The organism is Qipengyuania sp. RANM35 (assembly GCF_041021145.2).
GTDB classification, from domain to species: domain Bacteria; phylum Pseudomonadota; class Alphaproteobacteria; order Sphingomonadales; family Sphingomonadaceae; genus Qipengyuania; species Qipengyuania soli.
The window spans coordinates 2,733,753-2,751,669 of the sequence record NZ_CM196433.1 but is presented as its reverse complement, the minus strand read 5'-3'; the positions used below and the strand labels follow the sequence as shown (position 1 = coordinate 2,751,669).

Sequence of the window (17,917 nt, the reverse complement as noted above, 5' to 3'; positions counted from 1 at the left end):
GATTTACCCGACTGGAACTTTTGTCCGTTACCACGACCCGACAAGGGGATCGGGTCGTGAACAGGATCATCGGGATACTGCTGGCAAGTTTGCTCGCGCTTTGCGGCGTGGAGGCGATTGCTGCTCCGACTTCGTCACAGGAGCGCTGCTCGCTGACTTTCGACAAGGCGCCAACAGCATCTGCCCTGGCTTCGCTCGCGGGTTGGCACTGCCCGGCAGAATTCTCGGTCGAGCCAGAACGATTCCAGGTTCTGCGCATCGACCTATCGTCGACTACTGATCGCGGATCGCTCAAGTACGCCATCTCGCGCAAGGCCGATTTCTCCTCGCTCACCTTCGTGACCGTCGATCAGGGCGGTGCCATCCGCATGACGCGCAGCGTCTTCGCCGATGGACAGCAGGCGTTTCTCGATCGCCAGTTCAGCCTGCCCGTCCCCGTCATCACGGACCAGACCCAGACATTCTACGCGATCATGGAGGGCGGCACCGAGACCATGCCGCTCGACTACCTCCGCCTTGAGGATCGCGTGCCCGGCTCGAGCGCGGAGGATCGCAATGTCCTGCTGGTGTTTGCACTGGTCATCGGCGTGCTGCTGATGCCGATGCTGATCGACGCCGGTGTCTACCATGTTTTGCGTGAGCGCTTCAGCCTGTTCCATATTGCCATGATCGGCAGCACGCTGGTGCACCTTGTCACCGTGTCGGGCCTCAACATCCCGCTCTTCGCGCTCGACCTGCCGACCTCGCGCATGCTTGGCGTCGCGAGCTTCGGAGGGATCGTGATCGCCGCCAACCTCTTTACCGGGGCCTTCCTGGAGCGTGAATACCTGCCGCGAAACGCAGCCCAGGTCTTCAGGTTGCAAGCCGCTCTCGTGGCCTTGGCAACCTTGCTCCACTCGCCCCACCTTCCGGCTCTCGGCAGCCTGCCTGCAACGGTATTCTATGTCGCCTGTTTCGCCACCAGCCCGTACTTCGTCTGGGCAACGTGGCAGGCTTGGCGCAAGGGCAGCCGCTCGGCCCGCTTCCTCGCCATCGGCTTTGCCCCGCTCGTCATCGTCGGCTTGATCCGTACGGTCAGCCACCTCGTCCCCGGCATGCCGACCTACGACGCAGGAGCACTCTTTCTCCTCGGCGTGGTGCTGGAAGTCGTGGCGACGACTTTCGGTGTTGCCGACCGATTCCTCGTCCTGCGCCACGAACGCGACAAGGTTAAGGCCGAGGCCGAAGGGCTGGCGCAGCAGGCGCGGCACGATCCGCTGACCGGCGTGCTAAACCGCCGCGCCATGACTGACGACTTCGCCGGGCTGGTGGCGCAGGGCTACACCTCGGTCGCGCTGCTCGACCTCGACCGCTTCAAGTCGATCAATGACGAATTCGGCCATGCCATGGGTGACGAGGTGCTGAAGGCATCCGCGCAGGCACTGTCCGGAGATGCAGAGGCGCGCGTGGTGCGCATGGGCGGCGAGGAATTCCTGCTCCTCCTGCGCGGAACGGACGCCCGCCAGCGTGCCGAAGCGCGCCGTCGGGCAATTACCGTGCGTATCCTGGCAGAGATCGACGGACTCGACAGGCCGATTACCGCCAGCATGGGCTTTCTCGATTTTTCCGCCGTGATCGGCGAGAGCGAGATCGATTTCGCGACCATCTATTCGCGCGCCGACCAACTGCTCTACAGTGCCAAGTGCGACGGGCGGAATCGCATGGTCCACGAACGGCTGGAGCTGTTCCAGCCGCAGGTCGATCAGCGCGGAGCCGCCGCGGCCTAGTCTTCGGAGAAGGGTGCCAGGACCTCGGGCCGGACGCGGACCAGGCGGTTACTCGCCCGGTCGAGCATCGCCCAGGTGGTCGCAGCGGAGACGATCACCTTGCCCGCATCGTTGCGGAAATCGACCCGGCGGAGCGAGGTCGCACCGCGTGCGGGGCCTTCGATCCAGGTCTCGCCGGTGACGGTCTGCCCCTCGTCGACATTGCCGCGATAATCGATCTCGTGACGGGTCACGACCCAGAAGAACGCCTCGCGATCTTCCGGTCGCGCTACGGCATCCCAATGCGCGGTGGCCATATCCTGGATCCAGCGCACCCAGACGGTATTATTGACGTGGCCTAGTTCGTCGATGTGTTCGGGAGCGGCGACGAAGGTGCGAATGAAGCGCTTCATGTCACCGTTCACCCCGGTGTTCGGTCACCCCGAGCTGCCACAGCACGAAGGCGACCTCCTCGGCCGTCTCGCGAATGCTCTCGAAGCGGCCCGACTTGCCGCCATGGCCGGCGCCCATGTTGGTCTTCAGCAGCAGTTCGTTGCCGTCGGTCTTGAGCTCGCGCAGCTTGGCGACCCACTTCGCCGGCTCCCAATAGGTGACCCGCGGGTCGTTTAGCCCGGCGGTCACCAGCATCGGCGGGTAATCCTGCGCCACCACCTGGTCATAGGGACTGTAGGCAAGGATCTGCGCAAATGCCTGTTTGGAGACGATCGGATTGCCCCACTCCGGCCACTCGCCGGGGGTCAGGGGCAAATCGCCATCGAGCATGGTCGAAAGCACGTCGACGAAGGGCACATGCGCCACCACCGCGCCCCACAAATCAGGGTCGGTATTGGCAACGACGCCCATCAGTTCGCCCCCGGCCGAGCCTCCCGAAATGCTGATGCGCCCCTTTTGCGTGTAGCCCTTTGCGATCAGTCCCTTGGCCACGTCGACGAAATCGTTGAAGGTGTTGGTCCGCTCGGCAAGCTTGCCCGCAAGGTACCACTTGCGCCCGAGATCGTCGCCGCCACGGATATGCGCGATGGCATAGGCGAAACCGCGATCGACGAGGCTGAGGCGCGTGGTCGAAAAACCCGGCGGCACGGCATAGCCGTAGGCGCCATAGGCGTAGAGGTGGAGCGGTCCGCCCGGCTCGCGGTCCTTGCGCATGACCACGCTGACCGGGACCATGGTCCCGTCCCGCGCCTCGATTTCCAGCCGTTCGGTCACGTAAAGCGAGGCGTCGTATCCGCTCGGGATTTCCTGCTGCTTGAGCAGTTCGAGTTCGCCGGCCGCGACGTGGTAGTCATAGACCGAGTCCGGCGTGACCATGCTCTGGTACGACAGCCGCAGCTTGTCCTGGTGGTATTCGGGATTGTTGGTCAGCCCGGTGGTGAAACTCGCTTCGGCAAAGGCGATCGGCTTCACGAGATTAGGGTCGGCGTAGGAACGCAGCTGGATCTGGTCGAGACCCTTGATCCGCCCCTCGGTGACGTAGAAATCGCGGTAGAGTTCGAAGCCGTCGAGATAGAACTCGTCCGATCCTTCGATCAGCGTCGTCCATTCTCCGGGTCGTTCGAGCGGTGCCGTGGCGAGGCGGAAATTGACGTGCTCGTCGTTCGTGTGGATCCACAGGGTCCCGTCCCGCAGGTCGACATCGTATTCGACGCCCTTCTTGCGTGGCTTGACGAGAATCGGCGTGGCGGTCGGGTCGTTCGCCGGAACCAGCCGTACTTCGGACGTCTCGTTGTCGCCCGTGGCGATGACCAGCCAATCTTCCTGCGCCGACAGGCCCGCGCCGACGCGAAAGCCCTCGTCCTCGGTCTCGCGGTAGAGTTCGACGTCCTCGCTCATTGGCGTGCCGAGCACGTGGAGCGTCGCGTCGTGCACGCGCCAGTTCTCGTCGGCGAGACCATAGACTACTGCCGTGTCGTCCTTGACCCAGACAAGGTCCGACAGAGTGCCGGGAATCTCGTCGGGCAGGTGTTCGCCACTTTCGATGACCTTGAAGCGCGCGGTGAACCGTTCCGACCCGTTGTTATCGATCGAATAGGCCAGCAGCTTGCCGTTGTCCGACACCGAGAAGGTGCCGAGGCGGAAATATTCGTGGCCCGCCGCAAGCTCGTTCTCGTCCAGGATCAACTGTGCCTCGCCACCGCCTTCGGCGGGCTTGCGGTAGTATTTGCGATATTCCGCGCCCTCTTCGAACTCCGACCAGTAGAGCCAGTCGCCGCGGCGCTGGGGGACGGTGGAATCGTCTTCCTTGATGCGCGCCTTCATCTCCTTGAACAGCGTCTCGACGAGTTCCTTGTGGGGCTCCATGCGCGCTTCGAACCAGGCGTTCTCCGCCTCCAGATGTGCAAGGACTTCCTTGTCCTTGACCTCGGGGTACCCCGGGTCGCGCAGCCAGGCATAGGGATCGGCGATGGTGATCCCGTGATGGGTGTAGGAATGCTCGCGTTTTTCAGCCTTCGGGGGCGCGGCGGGGCGGCTCGTCGAAATGGGACAACTCCTGAGCTTGGCAACGGGTGGAAATGGGCGCTGGAGGGGCCTAAGTGGGGCGCACTACCATGCGCGCCCCTGATCTATGACGGCCACGGGTGCGCGGCAAGCGCCGGGAGGAAATGACCGGCAAGAAAGACACAAGAGGATACCCGCCCATGCTCATGCAAACCCACGAAGCCCGCCTCGACGCCCTGCGCAAGGAACTGGGCAGGCGCGGGCTCGACGGTTTCGTCATCCCCATCTCGGACGAGCACATGAGCGAGTACGTCGGCTCCTATGCCCAGCGCCTCAAATGGCTGACCGGCTTCGGCGGTAGCGCGGGCAGCGCCGTGGTGCTGAAGGACAAGGCCGCCATGTTCACCGACGGCCGCTACACCGTGCAGGTGCGCGACCAGGTCGACGGCAAGCTCTACGATTACGAGGATGTGCCTGCCACCAGCCCGGCGAAGTGGATTGCCGATAATGCGGCCAATGGCAGCCGCATAGGCTATGACGCATGGCTCCACGGCATCGGCTGGGCCGAAGCAGCGGAAAAAATGTTCGCCAAGAAGGGCATCGAACTGGTCCCGGTCGAAGGTAATCCGATCGACGCGATCTGGGACGACCGCCCGCAGCCGTCGCTGAACCACGCGACGCCGCATGACGAGAAGCTCGCCGGCCGTTCGAGCGCCGACAAGCGCGCCGAAGTCGCCGACTGGCTGAAAAAGGAAGGCTATGACGCGACGGTCATCACCGCGCTGGATTCGGTCGCCTGGCTGCTCAATCTGCGCGGCACCGATGTCGACAGCACGCCGGTGGCGCTGTCCTACGTCCTCGCCCATGCAGACGGCACGGCGGAACTGTTCATCGCGCCCGAGAAGGTCACCCAGGAACTGACCCAGCACCTTGGAAATGCGGTTTCGGTGCGTCCGCGCGACGAATTCGAGCCGGCACTGGCAGGGCTATCGGGCAAGACCGTCGCGGTCGATCCGCAGCATGCCGTGGCAGGTATCTTCCATGCACTTGCGGCAGCCGGAGCCAGGATCGTGCGCGAAGGCGACCCCACGGTCCTGCCCAAGGCAATCAAGAACGCCGCCGAACAGCAGGGCCATCGCGATGCACAGGCGCGCGACGGCGCGGCTGTGACCCGCTTCCTCCGCTGGCTCGAAATCGAGGCGCCGAGCGGCAATATCGACGAACTGACCGCTGCCGCCAAGTTGCGCGAATTTCGCGCGGAGGGCGGGAACCTGCGCGATCTCAGCTTCGACACCATCAGCGCCGCAGGGCCGCACGCCGCCCTGCCGCACTACAAGGTCGACGAAGACAGCAATATCCCGATCCCGCCTTCCTCCATCTACCTCGTGGATTCGGGCGGCCAGTATGCTGACGGTACGACCGACATCACCCGCACCGTCTGGGTCGGCCCGGGCGAGCCCAGTGCCGAGATGATCGACCGCAACACCCGCGTCCTCAAGGGCCATATCCAGCTCGCAATGCAGATCTTCCCGCAGGGCACCACAGGTGGCGCGCTCGACGCGCTGGCGCGCATGCACCTGTGGGCTGGCGGGGTCGACTTCAACCACGGCACCGGCCACGGGGTAGGCAGCTATCTCTCGGTCCACGAAGGGCCACAGCGTATCGCCAAGCCGAATGGCCCCTATCCCGGCAGCATGACCGAACTGCGCGCAGGCATGATCCTCTCGAACGAACCCGGCTATTACAAGGCAGGGCACTACGGCATCCGCATCGAGAACCTGGTGCTGGTCGTTCCGGCGCAGATCACGAGCGAGGGTGATTACCTCGGCTTCGAAACGCTGACCTTCGTACCGCTCGATCGCAAGCTGGTCGACAGGTCGATGCTCGGCGAGGCGGAGATCGGCTGGTGGAACCGCTATCACGAGCAGGTCCGCGCGATCCTCGCGCCGCAGCTCGATGGCGAGGACCTGGCATGGCTCGAACGCGAATGCGCGCCCTTGTAGGATCGCGCATGTTCACGTAATGTTCCTACTGTCGCGAGTCGCAACAGCAGGAGCATTGTCATGATCGGATACGTTACCCTCGGCACCAACGACCTCGCACGTGCCGCGACCTTCTATGATGCGATCGCCGCCGAATTCGGCGTCGGGCGGATGATGGATTTCGAAACCTTCATCGCCTGGGGCGAATGGGGCGGCGGGCCCGGTATCGCTGCGACCAAGCCGTTCGACGGAAATGCGGCAACGGTCGGCAATGGCGTGATGGTGGCGCTGGAGGCGAAGGACCGCGACCAGGTCCAGCGCATCTACGACATCGCTCTGGCCAATGGCGGCAGCTGCGAAGGCGAACCCGGACCACGTGGCGAACCCGACGAGAACGGCATGGTCTTCTACGCCGCCTATTTCCGCGATCCGGATGGCAACAAGCTCAACGCATTCCTGATGGACAAGGCCTGACCACTTCGCCGGATTGCGGACTGATGAACCGCGTCGCCCCTTCGCGACAAAGCGATACAAATCGGCCCGCATCCGGCATATTCCTGCGACATTGACCTCCTAGACAGGGGACACGAGCTGCAGCGGGATGTCGGTTTTCTCCCTCCCCCTCCCCCCGCCCGCTGCGGCTCACCCCGTTTCGCAAAACCGGAGTGACACAATGCGCAAGACCATCCTTTCCCTTTCCGCCGCTGCCCTGGCCCTGACCGGTGCGGGCATCGCCTATGCCCAACGCGGTGACCGCCCGAACCCCGATGCCAATGGCGATGGCGTCGTCACGCTCGCCGAGATGAAGGCGCACGGCAACGAGCTCTTCGCCAAGATGGACGAGAACGGTGACGGCACGATCAATGCCGACGATCGCCAGGCCCATCACGAGGAAATGTTCGCCAAGGCCGATGCCAACAACGACGGTGAACTCTCGCAGGCAGAAATGAAGGCCATGCACGAAGCCCGCAAGGAGCGCCGCGAAGAACGTCGCGCCGCCAAGGCCGGCAACCGCGAAGAGCGGATGGCCGAACACTTCGCCAAGATGGACACCGACAATAGCGGCGGCCTGTCGCAGGACGAACTGCGCGCAATGCACGAAGCTCGCGGCGAGCACCGCGGCGGTGAAGGCATGCGTGAAGGCAAGCGCGGAATGCGCGGCAAGCACGGCATGGAAGGCGGGCCCGGCATGCGCGGGGCGCACATGATGCTCGAGATGGCCGACGCCAATGGCGACAAGGCCGTGACCCGCGCCGAGTTCGACACCGCGCTCGCCGCGCACTTCGCTAAGGTCGACACCAATCGCGACGGCAAGATCAGCACCGAAGAGCGCGATGCCGCGCACAAGGCCATGCGTGCCGAATGGAAGGCCAAGCGCGAAGCGCGCCAGGCACAGTAAGGCGCTTGATCGCAACTCCTGCCCCAAGGTAGGCGCGACAAGGACAAACATGACCGACGCCGCGCCTACCACACTGCTCCTCGTCGACGACGAGCGATCCCTGCGCGAACCCCTGGCAGAGTATCTCACTCGCCAGGGGTTCGTCGTGCATGAGGCCGAGAGCGCCGCCGCCGCCCGCACGCGGCTGACGCAGGACCTGCCCGACCTCGTCCTGCTCGACATCATGATGCCGGGCGAGGACGGTCTGTCGCTCTGCCGCCACCTGGTCGAAAGCCGGCACCTGCCCGTCATCCTCCTGACCGCGCGCGGCGAGGCGATGGACCGCATCGTCGGGTTGGAAATCGGTGCCGACGATTACGTGACCAAACCATTCGAGCCGCGCGAACTGGTCGCCCGCATCCGCTCGGTCCTGCGCCGCGCCGAACGTCCGACCCAACCGCAGGACGAGGAACTGGCCTATCGCTTTGAAGGTTGGACGCTTGATCCACTCAAGCGCCGCCTGACCGATCCTGAAGGTGCCCTCGTACCCATCTCGACGGCAGAATTCCGCATGCTGCGCGCCTTCTGCGATCACCCGCGCCAGGTGCTCGACCGCGATCGCCTGCTCGACATGGTCCAAGGGCGCGAGGCGCAACTGTTCGATCGCGCAGTCGACAACCAAGTCAGCCGGTTGCGTCGCAAGCTGGAGGTCGACAGTCGCAACCCGCTGCTGATCCAGACCGTGCGCGGCGGCGGATACCGCCTCTCTGCCGACGTCCTGCGTGTAACCCGGGACCCCGTGTGATGCGGCTCGTGCCCAGGAGCCTCCTTGGCCAAGTGCTCTTGGCAACCGCCGTGGCATTGCTGGTGGCGCAGGGAATTTCCACCGCCCTCCTCTATCGCGCCTCGGAGCAGCGTCGCGAGATGGGGCTCATGCACGCGGTCGCCTTCCAGTTGCTGACCGGGCCGGCACGCGCAGATCGCGAGCAGATCCGCGACCGGCGCAGGCCTGGTTCGCTCGATTCCGGATTTCGCCGGGGACCGCGCGAAGGGGATCCGTTCTCTCCTCGCCTTCCACGCCGTCTGCGTTACAGTGAAGGGGGCAGCAGCCCGCTCGCTGCCAGCGACAATCGGTCGACTCAACGCGAGGAAACACTCAAGGGCCTTCTCGAATCGCAAGGGATCGATGTCGCTGAGCTCGTGGTGGCGGAACGCACCTTCATGTCCGACCCAGAGGTGAAACAGGCCGCCACCAACTACCCGCTAATCCACCGGCGACTGCGCGACCTTCCCCATGAGTTGCTGGTGGTCGGGTTGCGCCAGGGTGGCAGCGACACCTGGCAAGTCGCGCGCATGCCCGTGCCGCTGCGCGACCGGGCCATCGTGCGCACCCTGGTTCTCCAGACGGTCATAATGTTCGTGGTCCTGGTCGGACTGCTCTATCTCGTCCTGCGCCGGATTACCGGACCACTCGCTGCGCTTGCGGAAAGCACACGCAGGTTCGCGGGGTCCGGCTCACCCGAGCCTGCCCTGGAGCCAACCGGCCCCGATGACGTTCGCCACCTGATCGAAGCCCACAATGCGATGCAAAGCCGCATCGGCTCGATGCTCGACGAGAAGGACGTCATGCTCGGCGCTATCGGCCACGACCTCAAGACCCCGCTCGCCGCCCTCCGCGTACGTATCGAAAGCGTCGAGGACGAGGGCGCCCGGACGAAGATGGCGCAGACGATCGAGGAGATCACTCTCACGCTCGACGAGATCCTTTCGCTCGCCCGCATCGGCCGCAATCACTCGGAGGCCGAAAGCGTCGAGCTTGGCGCGCTAGCGGCTTCGGTGGTTGAAGAATTCGAGGACATGGGCGAGCCCGTGACCCTCGAAACCGGCGGGCGCATCGTCGCTCCGGTGCACTTCACATGGCTGAAGCGCGGCCTGCGCAACCTCGTCACCAATGCCCTGCGTTATGCAGGTACAGCGCGGGTTTCCGTCACGCGTGATGCAGGACAGGTGATACTGCGCGTCGACGATGACGGTCCCGGCATACCCGGAGACCGCATTGCATCGATGCTGGAGCCATTCACCCGTGGCGAGACCAGCCGCAACCGAGAGACCGGCGGGGCCGGCCTTGGCCTGACCATCGCCCGCGCGGTGGCCGAGCAGCATGGTGGCGCTCTGGTCCTCACCAACCGCCCGGAAGGCGGGCTGAGGGCAGAGTTCCGACTGCCGGCCTAACGCATCAGGCCGCCGACGATATTGCGCACGAAGGCGTTGAGGCCGGTGCGGACAGGGTCGGCGCTGGACTTCTTGCCCAGCACGGTCGCGACCGCGATCGAAGTCAGCGAACCTGCGGCGGCTGTCGCCGCGGCCTTGCCGGCCTTGCCCCACATCGACGTCGACGTGCGGCTGCGCTTGCCGACTTCCTCGCGCCCTTTCTCCTCGACCTCGGCTGCGGTCGCCGCGGCATCGGCGGCCTTGGCGGCGAGCACTTCCTCGGCGGACTCGCGGTCGACCCGCGTGTCGTACTTTCCGTCCAGATTGCTCACCGAATTGATGATCGCCAGTTCCTTGTCGGTCACCGTGCCGAGGCGCGAATGCGGCGGCTTTATCAGCGTGCGCTGGACCACTGTCGGCGCGCCATCCTCGTCGAGCGTGGAGACCAGCGCCTCGCCCACTTTCAGTTCCGTAATGGCCTGCGCGACGTCGAGGTCGGGATTGATGCGGAAAGTTTCGGCCGCCGCCTTGATCGCCCTCTGGTCGCGCGGGGTGAAGGCGCGCAGTGCGTGCTGGATGCGATTACCCAGCTGGCCGGCGATCTTTTCCGGGATGTCGATCGGGTTCTGGGTGACGAAATAGACGCCGACGCCCTTCGAGCGGATGAGGCGCACCACCTGTTCGACCTTGTCCTGCAGCGCATCGGGCGCATCGTCGAACAACAGGTGGGCTTCATCGAAGAAGAACACCAGCTTCGGTTTCTCGGGGTCGCCCACTTCGGGCAAGGTCTCGAAAAGCTCCGAAAGCAACCACAGCAGGAAGGTCGCGTAGAGCTTCGGCCCCTGCATCAGCTTCTGCGCCGAGAGGATGTTGATCACCCCGCGGCCCTGATCGTCGACCTGCAGGAAATCGTCGATCTCCAGCGCAGGCTCGCCGAAGAACAGGTCCGCGCCTTGCGATTCGAAGCTCAGCAGCTGGCGCTGGATCGTGCCGACACTAGCCTTGGTGACATTGCCGTACTTGGCCGAGAGCTCGGAGGCGTTTTCCGCCGTGTAGGCGAGCATCGATTGCAGGTCGCCGAGGTCGAGCAGCAGCAGGTTCTGTTCGTCGGCAAAGCGGAAGACGATGTTGAGCACACCTTCCTGCGTCTCGTTCAGATCGAGCAGGCGGGCGAGCAGCAGCGGGCCCATTTCCGAAACCGTAGTGCGGATCGGGAAACCCTTCTCGCCATACAGGTCCCAGAACACCGCTGCGTTGTCGGCATAGGTATAATCGGTCATGCCGAGCTGCTTGGCCCGGCCTTCCAGCTTGTCGGCATGTTTGAACTGCGGCGATCCCGACATGGAGATGCCCGACAGGTCGCCCTTCACGTCGGCAAGGAACACCGGAACGCCATTGGCAGAGAAGCTCTCGGCAAGTCCCTGTAGCGTGACGGTCTTGCCGGTACCGGTCGCCCCCGCGACGAGCCCGTGCCGGTTGGCCTGACCGAGCAGCAATACCTGCCGTTCGCCGCTTTCGGTTGCTCCGAGGAAAATCTCGCTCATATTTGCGCCCGCTCCCGTGAAAATGAGGCTGCGGTTTGGCGCAGGCGTGCGCTCCGGGTCAAGCTATCCCTCGACAGGCGCGTCGCATCGGCTAAAGGCAGTGGGACCGATGGCCGACCGGCATCCCTTCGTACTCCTCGATGATGCGCGCGAAAGCGGTGCGGTAGACGCGCTGCTGTTTGCAAACCCGCGCGAGACCTTTGTCGCGCGCCACGCTGACGAGGTCGAGGATGTACTCGCGCGCGCAGAGGAAGCGCGGACAGGTGGCGGGCACCTTGCCGGTTACATCGCCTACGAGGCGGGGCTGGCGCTCGAACCCAGGCTCAAGTCGCTGGCCGACAGCCGCACGGGCGGGGCAGGGCCACTCGTCTGGCTGGGCCTGTTCGACGAACCCGAGCATATCGCTGCCGACGCGATGCCCGAATGGCTCTCTACCCATGCGCAGGGTGGCGGCAGTGTCGGGCCGCTCGATCCGCAGATTTCGCCCGGCGGTTACGAGCAAGCCTTCGCGCGGCTTCAGGAGGCGATCCGCGCCGGCGACATCTACCAGGCAAACCTGACCTTCCCGCTTGCGGGCAATTTCACCGGCGATCCATTGGGCCTCTATGCGGCGCTGCGCCCGGCTGCGCAGGCTGGGTATGGCGGGGTCATCTTCGACGGTTCGCACTGGCTGCTGAGCCTAAGCCCCGAACTGTTCGTGTCGCTGAAGGGTCGCGAGGCCAAGGCCAAGCCGATGAAGGGCACGCGCCCGCGCGGGTCAGACGAGGCCAGCGACCGCGCGCTCGCCGAGGAGCTTGCCGGATCGGTCAAGGACAAGGCCGAAAACCTGATGATCGTCGACCTGATGCGCAACGACCTCAGCCGGGTGGCCGAGGCGGGCAGCGTCCGGGTGGACGACCCCTTTGCCGTGGAAAGCTATCCCACCGTCCACCAGATGGTCAGCGTCGTGCGGGCCAAGCTGAAAGAGGGTGAAGGTGCCTTTGACCTCGTCCGCGCACTCTTCCCCTGCGGGTCGATCACCGGAGCACCGAAGATTCGCGCCATGGAGCTGATCGGCGAAGTCGAGCGCGAACCGCGCGGCCCGTATTGCGGGGCGATCGGCAGGATCGATGCCGACGGGGATGCGGCTTTCAATGTCGCCATCCGTACCCTGCGCCTGACCGAGATCGAGAACGGGCGCGGCAAGGCCGTGCTCGGCGTCGGCGGTGCCATCGTCGCCGACAGCGAGCCACGGGCAGAGTGGCGCGAGGCGCTGCTGAAGGGCGCCTTCGTCCGCAAGTCCTCGCCCGACCACCGCGCCGCGCAATTCGATCTCATCGAAACGATGCGTTTTACGCCCGAGGCGGGAATCCCATCCCTCGAGACACATCTCGAACGGATGAAGGCGAGCGCTGCCGAACTCGGCATCTCCTTCGACCGGCACGAGGCGCGCAACCAGCTTCATGCACTGTGTTTCGTCCTCGAAGCGCCGAGCCGGGTGCGCCTGCTAGCCGGCCGATCGGGCGCCATCGCGCTCGAGGCGCAGGACATGCCCGAGGCCTGGCCAGAGCCTGCCACGGCGATCATCATGCCGCTCCCGGTCGATCCAGGCGACTGGCGCCTGCGCCACAAGACCACAGACCGCGGTTTCTACGAGGATGCCCAGGCCGTTGCGCGTGCCAATGGGGCGCAGGAAACCATTTTCGTGCGCGAAGACGGGCTCCTTACCGAAGGCTGCGTGACGAACCTCTTCGTGCGCGGCGCCGACGGAGTGCTGCTGACCCCGCCCGCCAGCCTCGGCCTCCTTCCCGGAGTGTTGCGCCGCACGCTGATCGACAATGGCGAGGCGCGCGAGGCGGAACTGCGGGTCGAGGACCTCGAAGGCGGTTTCTTCCTCGGCAATGCCCTGCGGCTGATGATGCCAGCGAAACTCAAGACATGAACAAGATTCCCATTCTCTTCGAAGACGGCGAGGCGCTGGTCATCGACAAGCCCGGCGGCCTGCCCATCGAGCGGCCGCGCAAGGGCGGACCGAGCCTCGAAGATCATTTCGAGCAGCTACGCCTCGGCTTCCAGCGCGATCCCGTGCCCGTCCACCGCATCGATACCGATACAAGCGGCTGCCTACTCCTCGCACGTAATCCCAAGGCGCTGAAGCGCTTCGCCAAGGCCTTCGAGGACCGGCTGGTGGGCAAGCGCTACCTCGGCATCCTCGCAGGGGTTCCGGCAGAGCAGGAAGGCACGATCGAACTGTCGCTGTCGAAGATCAGCAGCGCCGAGAAGGGCTGGCGGATGATCGCCGCGAAGAAGGGCAAGCCATCGATCACCCACTGGCGCGTGCTGGCCGAGAACGATGGCCGCGCGCTCGTAGAGTTCCGGCCCGAGACCGGCCGCACCCACCAGATCCGCGTGCATTGTCAGGCAGGCCTTGGCATCCCCTTGCTCGGCGACCCCGTCTATGGCGACGGGCCAAAGGGGAATGGGGGAGCCAGGCGCACCATGCTCCACGCAGCCGGGATCGTCCTTCCGCGCGATGGCAAGCCGCCGATCGAGGCGAGCGCGCCACTGCCAGCCGATTTCGCCGCGCTCGGCTTCGGCGATGGATAGGCCGCAGTGGGAAGAATAGCCGACAAGGCGCTCGAAATCGCGGAGGAGAAGTTCATCGCCTCCTCCGGCCCGGGCGGGCAAAACGTCAACAAGGTCGCCACCGCGGTCCAGCTGCGCGTCAATGTCTTCGAACTCGGCCTGTCGCCCGAAACCTTCGCGCGGCTGAGGGAGATTGCCGGCAGCCGCTTGACCAAGGGTGGGGAGATCGTCCTCACCGCCAACGAATACCGCACGCAGGAAGCCAATCGCGAGGCCGCGCGCGAACGCCTCCTGGCATTGCTGGCGGAGGCACTCACACCGCTCAAGAAACGCGCCAAGAGCCGCGTCAACCGCGTCGGCAAGGCGCAGCGGCTGAAGGCCAAGAAAGTGCGCGGCGAGGTCAAGGCCAACCGCGGCAAGGTCGACTGGTAGGCGGCCCCTGCGCACCGCTTGACTTTTCCCCCGGAATCACCCAATGGGCGCGCCGGAACGGCGGTGCTGCTCGCGCCGCCCTTATTTTTTCGGCCCGATAGTGGCCTCACAGGATCTTTAGGAACACGCCATGGCGAAGCCCGCAACCGTCAAGATCAAGCTCGTCTCGACCGCCGACACGGGCTTCTATTACGTGACGAAGAAGAACCCCCGGAACCACACCGAGAAGTTCACCTTCCGCAAGTACGACCCGATCGCGCGCAAGCACGTCGAGTTCAAGGAAGCGAAGATCAAGTAAGCCGGTCCAAGCTGAACATCGGGAACGAGCCGGGTTCAGTGAGGGTTCAATGCTCCGAACCTAGTTCCAGGAGCATGAGCAACTTGTCTTTCAAAGCAAAACCGATCCGCGCCGCGCTGGCTCTCTCGCTAGCTGCGGCACTTCCTGCATCCGCCATGTTCGCCACGCCGCCGGCCGAAGCCGCCGCAGGCGATCTCGACAAGGCGGTTGGCGCACTGCGCGCCATCTCCACGATGAAGGCGGATTTCATCCAGACCGACCGCAACGGCCAGTCCGTCGCAGGCGTGATGACGCTGAAGCGCCCCGGCAAGATCCGCTTCGAATACGATAAGAGCGTGCCCATGCTCGTCGTGTCGAACGGCAAATCGATGTATCTCGTCGATTACGAGGTGAAGCAGGTCCAGCGCTGGCCGATTTCGAACTCGCCGCTCGGAGCGCTGCTCGACCCCAGCCGCGACGTGAAGAAGTACGGTAAATTGCTGCCCACCAGTCACCCCGATGTGATCAGCGTGGAAGTGCGCGATACCAAGCATCCCGAGTATGGCGTGATCACGCTGATCTTCAGCCGCGACGGATCCGCGCCGGGCGGTTTGCAGCTGACGCACTGGGTGGCGCTCGACTCGCAGAATAACCGCACCACGGTGCGCCTGCGCAACCAGCGCTATGGCGTTTCGGTGGCTGACAGCGCGTTCACCTTCAAGGATCCGCGCAAAACGTCTCGTCGCCCACGGTAAACGGATGGACGGCGGGCGGGTGTAAATTTGCGACATCCCGCCGCCATTTGTTCATTGAAGAGCAAGCGGGCGAGGCCTAGTTTGTAATTCACGAGACGAAGCGAGCGGGTTTTCCCCCCTGTTGAACCGCTCGCCCTGGTTCGCCTCGTTCCAAGCGTGACGAACGCTCACAAGGAACCCTCGTGCCAATGCCCCCGGCACGAGGGTTTTTTGCATCCTGCCTACATCGACATCCACCCGAAGGCGGCGCGGATCACGTTGTAGATCAGGTTCTGTTCCATGACCCCCTTCACCCGTTCGGCACCCGGCCCGTTGGCGTAAAGCGCAACGTCCTCGCCGCCATGCGTCTCGGCACCAGTGGGAACCAGCGACTGCTGGTGCGCATGGACGCCGGTCTCGGGCATCGGGCGGCCACCCTCGGTGTTCATCGGCACTGCGCCGGGTCCGTTGGCATAGCCCAGCGTGGTGTAGGGCTTGCCGTCCGAAGCCAGCGTCGGGCCGTCGCCCGAACCGCCATCCTCGCCCCCGCCCTCGGGCGGGACTACCAGGCCGAGGATGTCGTTGCCGCGCCGGGGATAGCCCGACATGGTGAAGACATGGCTGTGGTCTGCAGTGACCAGGATCAGCGTCTCTTCAGGGTTGGTATTGTCGATTGCCCACTGGATCGCGTGGGCGAATTCGACCGCTTCCTCCAGCGCATAGCCGGCCTGTCCGGCATGGTGGCCGTGATCGATGCGGCCGCTTTCGACCATCAGGTAATAGCCGTCCGGATCGGTGCCGAGGCGCGAGACCGCCGCCTGCGTCATCTGGGTCAGCGTCGGCTCGCTGCTGTCGGCCTTCCGGTCGACGGTGTAGGTCATGTGGCTGGGCGAAAACAGACCGAAGACCGGCTTGCCCTTGGGCGCGGCGGCAAGCGCGGCAGTGCTCTCCACATAGGTGCCGCCCGTGGCCTTGACCCATGCCGCGGGCAGGTTTGCCGCCGGATCGAGGCGCTGACCGCCACCGGCCTTGCCATAGAATGCCGCACGCCCCCCGCCCAGCGCCACGTCGAAGGGTTTCGCCATTAGCTGTTCGGCGATGTCGCGACAGCCGAGGTCGCGCTGCGTTTCGGGGATAGCGACATCGGCTTCCCAGTCGCGATTGACGCTGCGCGAATAGACCGCAGCGGGGGTGGCATGTGTGATGCGCGCAGTCGACACGATCCCGAGCGCGAGGCCATGCTTCTTTGCCTCCTCGCTCACCAACGGGAGTTCATGTCCCGCGCCCGAGCGGCAATCGCCATTCTTCGCTTCGGGGCCGTAGCCTAGCATGCCGATGTTGGTCTTTACGCCAGTGTTCATCGCAGAAGCCGTGCCGGCGCTGTCGGGCACCTGCGCGTTGCTGTTGTAGGTCTTTACCAGCGCGACGTGATCGAAGGTTTCAAAGGGCAGGACGTATTCTTCGCCCGTGTGGCCGAGTTTCTGTCCCGCATAGATGCGCGCAGCGGTAACCGTGGAAATACCCATCCCGTCGCCGATGAAGAGAATGACGTTCTTCGCCCTCTTGGGCGCCGGTGCGGTCATCGCCGCCTGCGGCGCCTCGCGCGCCATGGTGGCGGTGCAGCCACCCAGCGCCAGTGCGGCGACAGTGGTGGTGGCGAGGAAAATCGTGCGAATGCTCATCAATGCTCTCCCGGGGCAATCCGTGACCCGCCCTATATCAGCCGGTCGTAAGACGGAAGCGTGACGCTTGCGGCATCGGGGGCGCTCGCCTAACTCGGCGCGCATGGTCACTGTCGCTACCTGGAATATCAATTCGGTCCGCTTGCGGATGCCGATCGTCGAACGCTTCCTGACGGAGCAGGCACCCGACGTGCTCTGCCTGCAGGAGATCAAGTGCCAGGAGGACCAGTTCCCCTACGAGGCGTTCCGCGCTCTGGGGTACGATCATTTCGCGGTGCACGGGCAGAAGGGCTATCACGGCGTCGCCACGGTCAGCCGCGTGCCGATCCGCGAATTCTCGCGCCACGACTGGCAGGACAATGGCGAGGCGCGCCATGTCGGCGTCGAGCTGCCCGATCACCAGGGCATGATTGTCGAGAACGTCTACGTTCCTGCGGGCGGCGACGAGCCCGACCGCGAGATCAACGCGAAGTTCGGCCAGAAGCTCGACTTCCTCGAACGCATGACCCGCTGGGCCGACAAGGTCGACCGTCCAACGCTGATCGTGGGCGATTTCAACATCGCCCCGCTCGAAAGCGACGTGTGGAACCACAAGCAGCTGCTCAAGGTGGTCAGCCACACGCCGATCGAGGTCGAAAGCCTGCAGCGCTTTATGGACGCGCACGGCTGGGCCGACATCGGGCGCCAGCACATCCCCGACCCCCAGCGCTATTACAGCTGGTGGAGCTACCGCGCGAAGGACTGGCAGGCGAACGACCGCGGGCGGCGGCTCGACCACATGTGGGCCAGCCCCGAGCTCGCGAAACAGGCAACCGGCCATCGGGTGCACGAGGATGCACGCGGCTGGACCCAACCTTCCGACCACGTGCCGCTGGTGACGGAGTTCACCCTCTGAGCGAGAGCTCGCCCT

At 64.7% G+C, this 17,917-nt stretch carries 16 protein-coding genes; 12 read left to right on the top strand and 4 right to left on the bottom strand.

The window, feature by feature from the left end; genetic code table 11:
- The first annotated feature begins 56 nt into the window (after positions 1-56).
- Positions 57-1,766, top strand: coding sequence for a sensor domain-containing diguanylate cyclase (locus RAM60_RS13805; RefSeq protein ID WP_369026283.1), 1,710 nt, complete (start codon positions 57-59; stop codon positions 1,764-1,766).
- On the opposite strand, the gene RAM60_RS13800 is transcribed toward RAM60_RS13805, so the two are convergent.
- Both RAM60_RS13800 and RAM60_RS13795 read right to left on the bottom strand, forming a co-directional pair.
- Complete coding sequence (locus tag RAM60_RS13800) at positions 1,763-2,158, bottom strand: acyl-CoA thioesterase (protein ID WP_369026284.1); 396 nt, start codon at positions 2,156-2,158, stop codon at positions 1,763-1,765. The two genes, RAM60_RS13805 and RAM60_RS13800, sit on opposite strands and share 4 nt — an antisense overlap.
- 1 nt (position 2,159) lies before the next feature.
- Positions 2,160-4,244: a S9 family peptidase gene (locus RAM60_RS13795; protein ID WP_369027318.1), complete on the bottom strand. Its 2,085-nt coding sequence runs from the start codon at positions 4,242-4,244 to the stop codon at positions 2,160-2,162.
- 158 nt (positions 4,245-4,402) lie between these two features.
- On the opposite strand from RAM60_RS13795, the gene RAM60_RS13790 reads away from it, so the two are divergent.
- From RAM60_RS13790 to RAM60_RS13770, 5 genes are all read left to right on the top strand, one after another.
- Positions 4,403-6,205 carry an aminopeptidase P family protein gene (locus tag RAM60_RS13790; RefSeq protein ID WP_369026285.1) on the top strand — a complete coding sequence of 601 codons (1,803 nt, stop codon included), beginning with the start codon at positions 4,403-4,405 and terminating at the stop codon, positions 6,203-6,205.
- 60 nt (positions 6,206-6,265) lie between these two features.
- Positions 6,266-6,658, top strand: coding sequence for a VOC family protein (locus RAM60_RS13785; protein ID WP_369026286.1), 393 nt, complete (start codon positions 6,266-6,268; stop codon positions 6,656-6,658).
- A 199-nt stretch (positions 6,659-6,857) separates the two neighbouring features.
- Complete coding sequence (locus tag RAM60_RS13780; protein ID WP_369026287.1) at positions 6,858-7,583, top strand: hypothetical protein; 726 nt, start codon at positions 6,858-6,860, stop codon at positions 7,581-7,583.
- A gap of 49 nt (positions 7,584-7,632) precedes the next feature.
- A complete protein-coding gene (locus RAM60_RS13775; RefSeq protein WP_369026288.1) occupies positions 7,633-8,367 on the top strand; it encodes a response regulator in 735 nt (244 codons plus the stop codon).
- A 32-nt stretch (positions 8,368-8,399) separates the two neighbouring features.
- A complete protein-coding gene (locus RAM60_RS13770) occupies positions 8,400-9,794 on the top strand; it encodes a sensor histidine kinase (RefSeq protein ID WP_369026289.1) in 1,395 nt (464 codons plus the stop codon).
- Here RAM60_RS13770 and RAM60_RS13765 read toward each other — a convergent pair.
- Positions 9,791-11,317: a helicase HerA-like domain-containing protein gene (locus RAM60_RS13765; protein ID WP_369026290.1), complete on the bottom strand. Its 1,527-nt coding sequence runs from the start codon at positions 11,315-11,317 to the stop codon at positions 9,791-9,793. The two genes, RAM60_RS13770 and RAM60_RS13765, sit on opposite strands and share 4 nt — an antisense overlap.
- A gap of 109 nt (positions 11,318-11,426) precedes the next feature.
- Here RAM60_RS13765 and pabB point away from each other — a divergent pair, with 109 nt between their 5' ends.
- From pabB to RAM60_RS13740, 5 genes are all read left to right on the top strand, one after another.
- On the top strand, positions 11,427-13,238 hold the full coding sequence (gene pabB / locus RAM60_RS13760) for an aminodeoxychorismate synthase component I (protein WP_369026291.1): 1,812 nt from the start codon (positions 11,427-11,429) through the stop codon (positions 13,236-13,238).
- The gene (locus RAM60_RS13755; protein ID WP_369026292.1) at positions 13,235-13,903 is read left to right on the top strand and encodes an RluA family pseudouridine synthase; all 669 of its coding nucleotides are present in this window, start codon (positions 13,235-13,237) and stop codon (positions 13,901-13,903) included. The genes pabB and RAM60_RS13755 overlap by 4 nt, the downstream gene beginning before the upstream one ends.
- Before the next feature lie 6 nt (positions 13,904-13,909).
- Entirely contained in the window at positions 13,910-14,314 is a 405-nt protein-coding gene (gene arfB / locus RAM60_RS13750; RefSeq protein ID WP_369026293.1) for an alternative ribosome rescue aminoacyl-tRNA hydrolase ArfB, read from the top strand.
- Between the two features lie 130 nt (positions 14,315-14,444).
- Complete coding sequence (gene rpmG, locus RAM60_RS13745; protein WP_200981879.1) at positions 14,445-14,612, top strand: 50S ribosomal protein L33; 168 nt, start codon at positions 14,445-14,447, stop codon at positions 14,610-14,612.
- Positions 14,613-14,686: 74 nt separating this feature from the next.
- Positions 14,687-15,346 (top strand): LolA family protein, encoded by a 660-nt coding sequence (locus RAM60_RS13740; RefSeq protein WP_369026294.1) that lies wholly within the window; start codon positions 14,687-14,689, stop codon positions 15,344-15,346.
- 221 nt (positions 15,347-15,567) lie between these two features.
- Here RAM60_RS13740 and RAM60_RS13735 read toward each other — a convergent pair whose 3' ends face one another.
- Positions 15,568-17,007, bottom strand: coding sequence for an alkaline phosphatase (locus tag RAM60_RS13735; RefSeq protein WP_369026295.1), 1,440 nt, complete (start codon positions 17,005-17,007; stop codon positions 15,568-15,570).
- Positions 17,008-17,110: 103 nt separating this feature from the next.
- On the opposite strand from RAM60_RS13735, the gene xth reads away from it, so the two are divergent.
- A complete protein-coding gene (gene xth / locus RAM60_RS13730; RefSeq protein ID WP_369026296.1) occupies positions 17,111-17,902 on the top strand; it encodes an exodeoxyribonuclease III in 792 nt (263 codons plus the stop codon).
- Positions 17,903-17,917: the final 15 nt, after the last annotated feature.

What these genes read in the sequence shown, in the direction of transcription:
- RAM60_RS13800 (WP_369026284.1), bottom strand. Translation starts at nt 2,158, where the DNA reads ATGAAGCGCTTCATTCGCACCTTCGTCGCCGCTCCCGAACACATCGAC.
- RAM60_RS13790 (WP_369026285.1), top strand. Translation starts at nt 4,403, where the DNA reads ATGCTCATGCAAACCCACGAAGCCCGCCTCGACGCCCTGCGCAAGGAA.
- RAM60_RS13785 (WP_369026286.1), top strand. Translation starts at nt 6,266, where the DNA reads ATGATCGGATACGTTACCCTCGGCACCAACGACCTCGCACGTGCCGCG.
- RAM60_RS13780 (WP_369026287.1), top strand. Translation starts at nt 6,858, where the DNA reads ATGCGCAAGACCATCCTTTCCCTTTCCGCCGCTGCCCTGGCCCTGACC.
- RAM60_RS13775 (WP_369026288.1), top strand. Translation starts at nt 7,633, where the DNA reads ATGACCGACGCCGCGCCTACCACACTGCTCCTCGTCGACGACGAGCGA.
- RAM60_RS13765 (WP_369026290.1), bottom strand. Translation starts at nt 11,317, where the DNA reads ATGAGCGAGATTTTCCTCGGAGCAACCGAAAGCGGCGAACGGCAGGTA.
- pabB (WP_369026291.1), top strand. Translation starts at nt 11,427, where the DNA reads ATGGCCGACCGGCATCCCTTCGTACTCCTCGATGATGCGCGCGAAAGC.
- RAM60_RS13755 (WP_369026292.1), top strand. Translation starts at nt 13,235, where the DNA reads ATGAACAAGATTCCCATTCTCTTCGAAGACGGCGAGGCGCTGGTCATC.
- rpmG (WP_200981879.1), top strand. Translation starts at nt 14,445, where the DNA reads ATGGCGAAGCCCGCAACCGTCAAGATCAAGCTCGTCTCGACCGCCGAC.
- RAM60_RS13740 (WP_369026294.1), top strand. Translation starts at nt 14,687, where the DNA reads ATGAGCAACTTGTCTTTCAAAGCAAAACCGATCCGCGCCGCGCTGGCT.
- RAM60_RS13735 (WP_369026295.1), bottom strand. Translation starts at nt 17,007, where the DNA reads ATGAGCATTCGCACGATTTTCCTCGCCACCACCACTGTCGCCGCACTG.
- xth (WP_369026296.1), top strand. Translation starts at nt 17,111, where the DNA reads ATGGTCACTGTCGCTACCTGGAATATCAATTCGGTCCGCTTGCGGATG.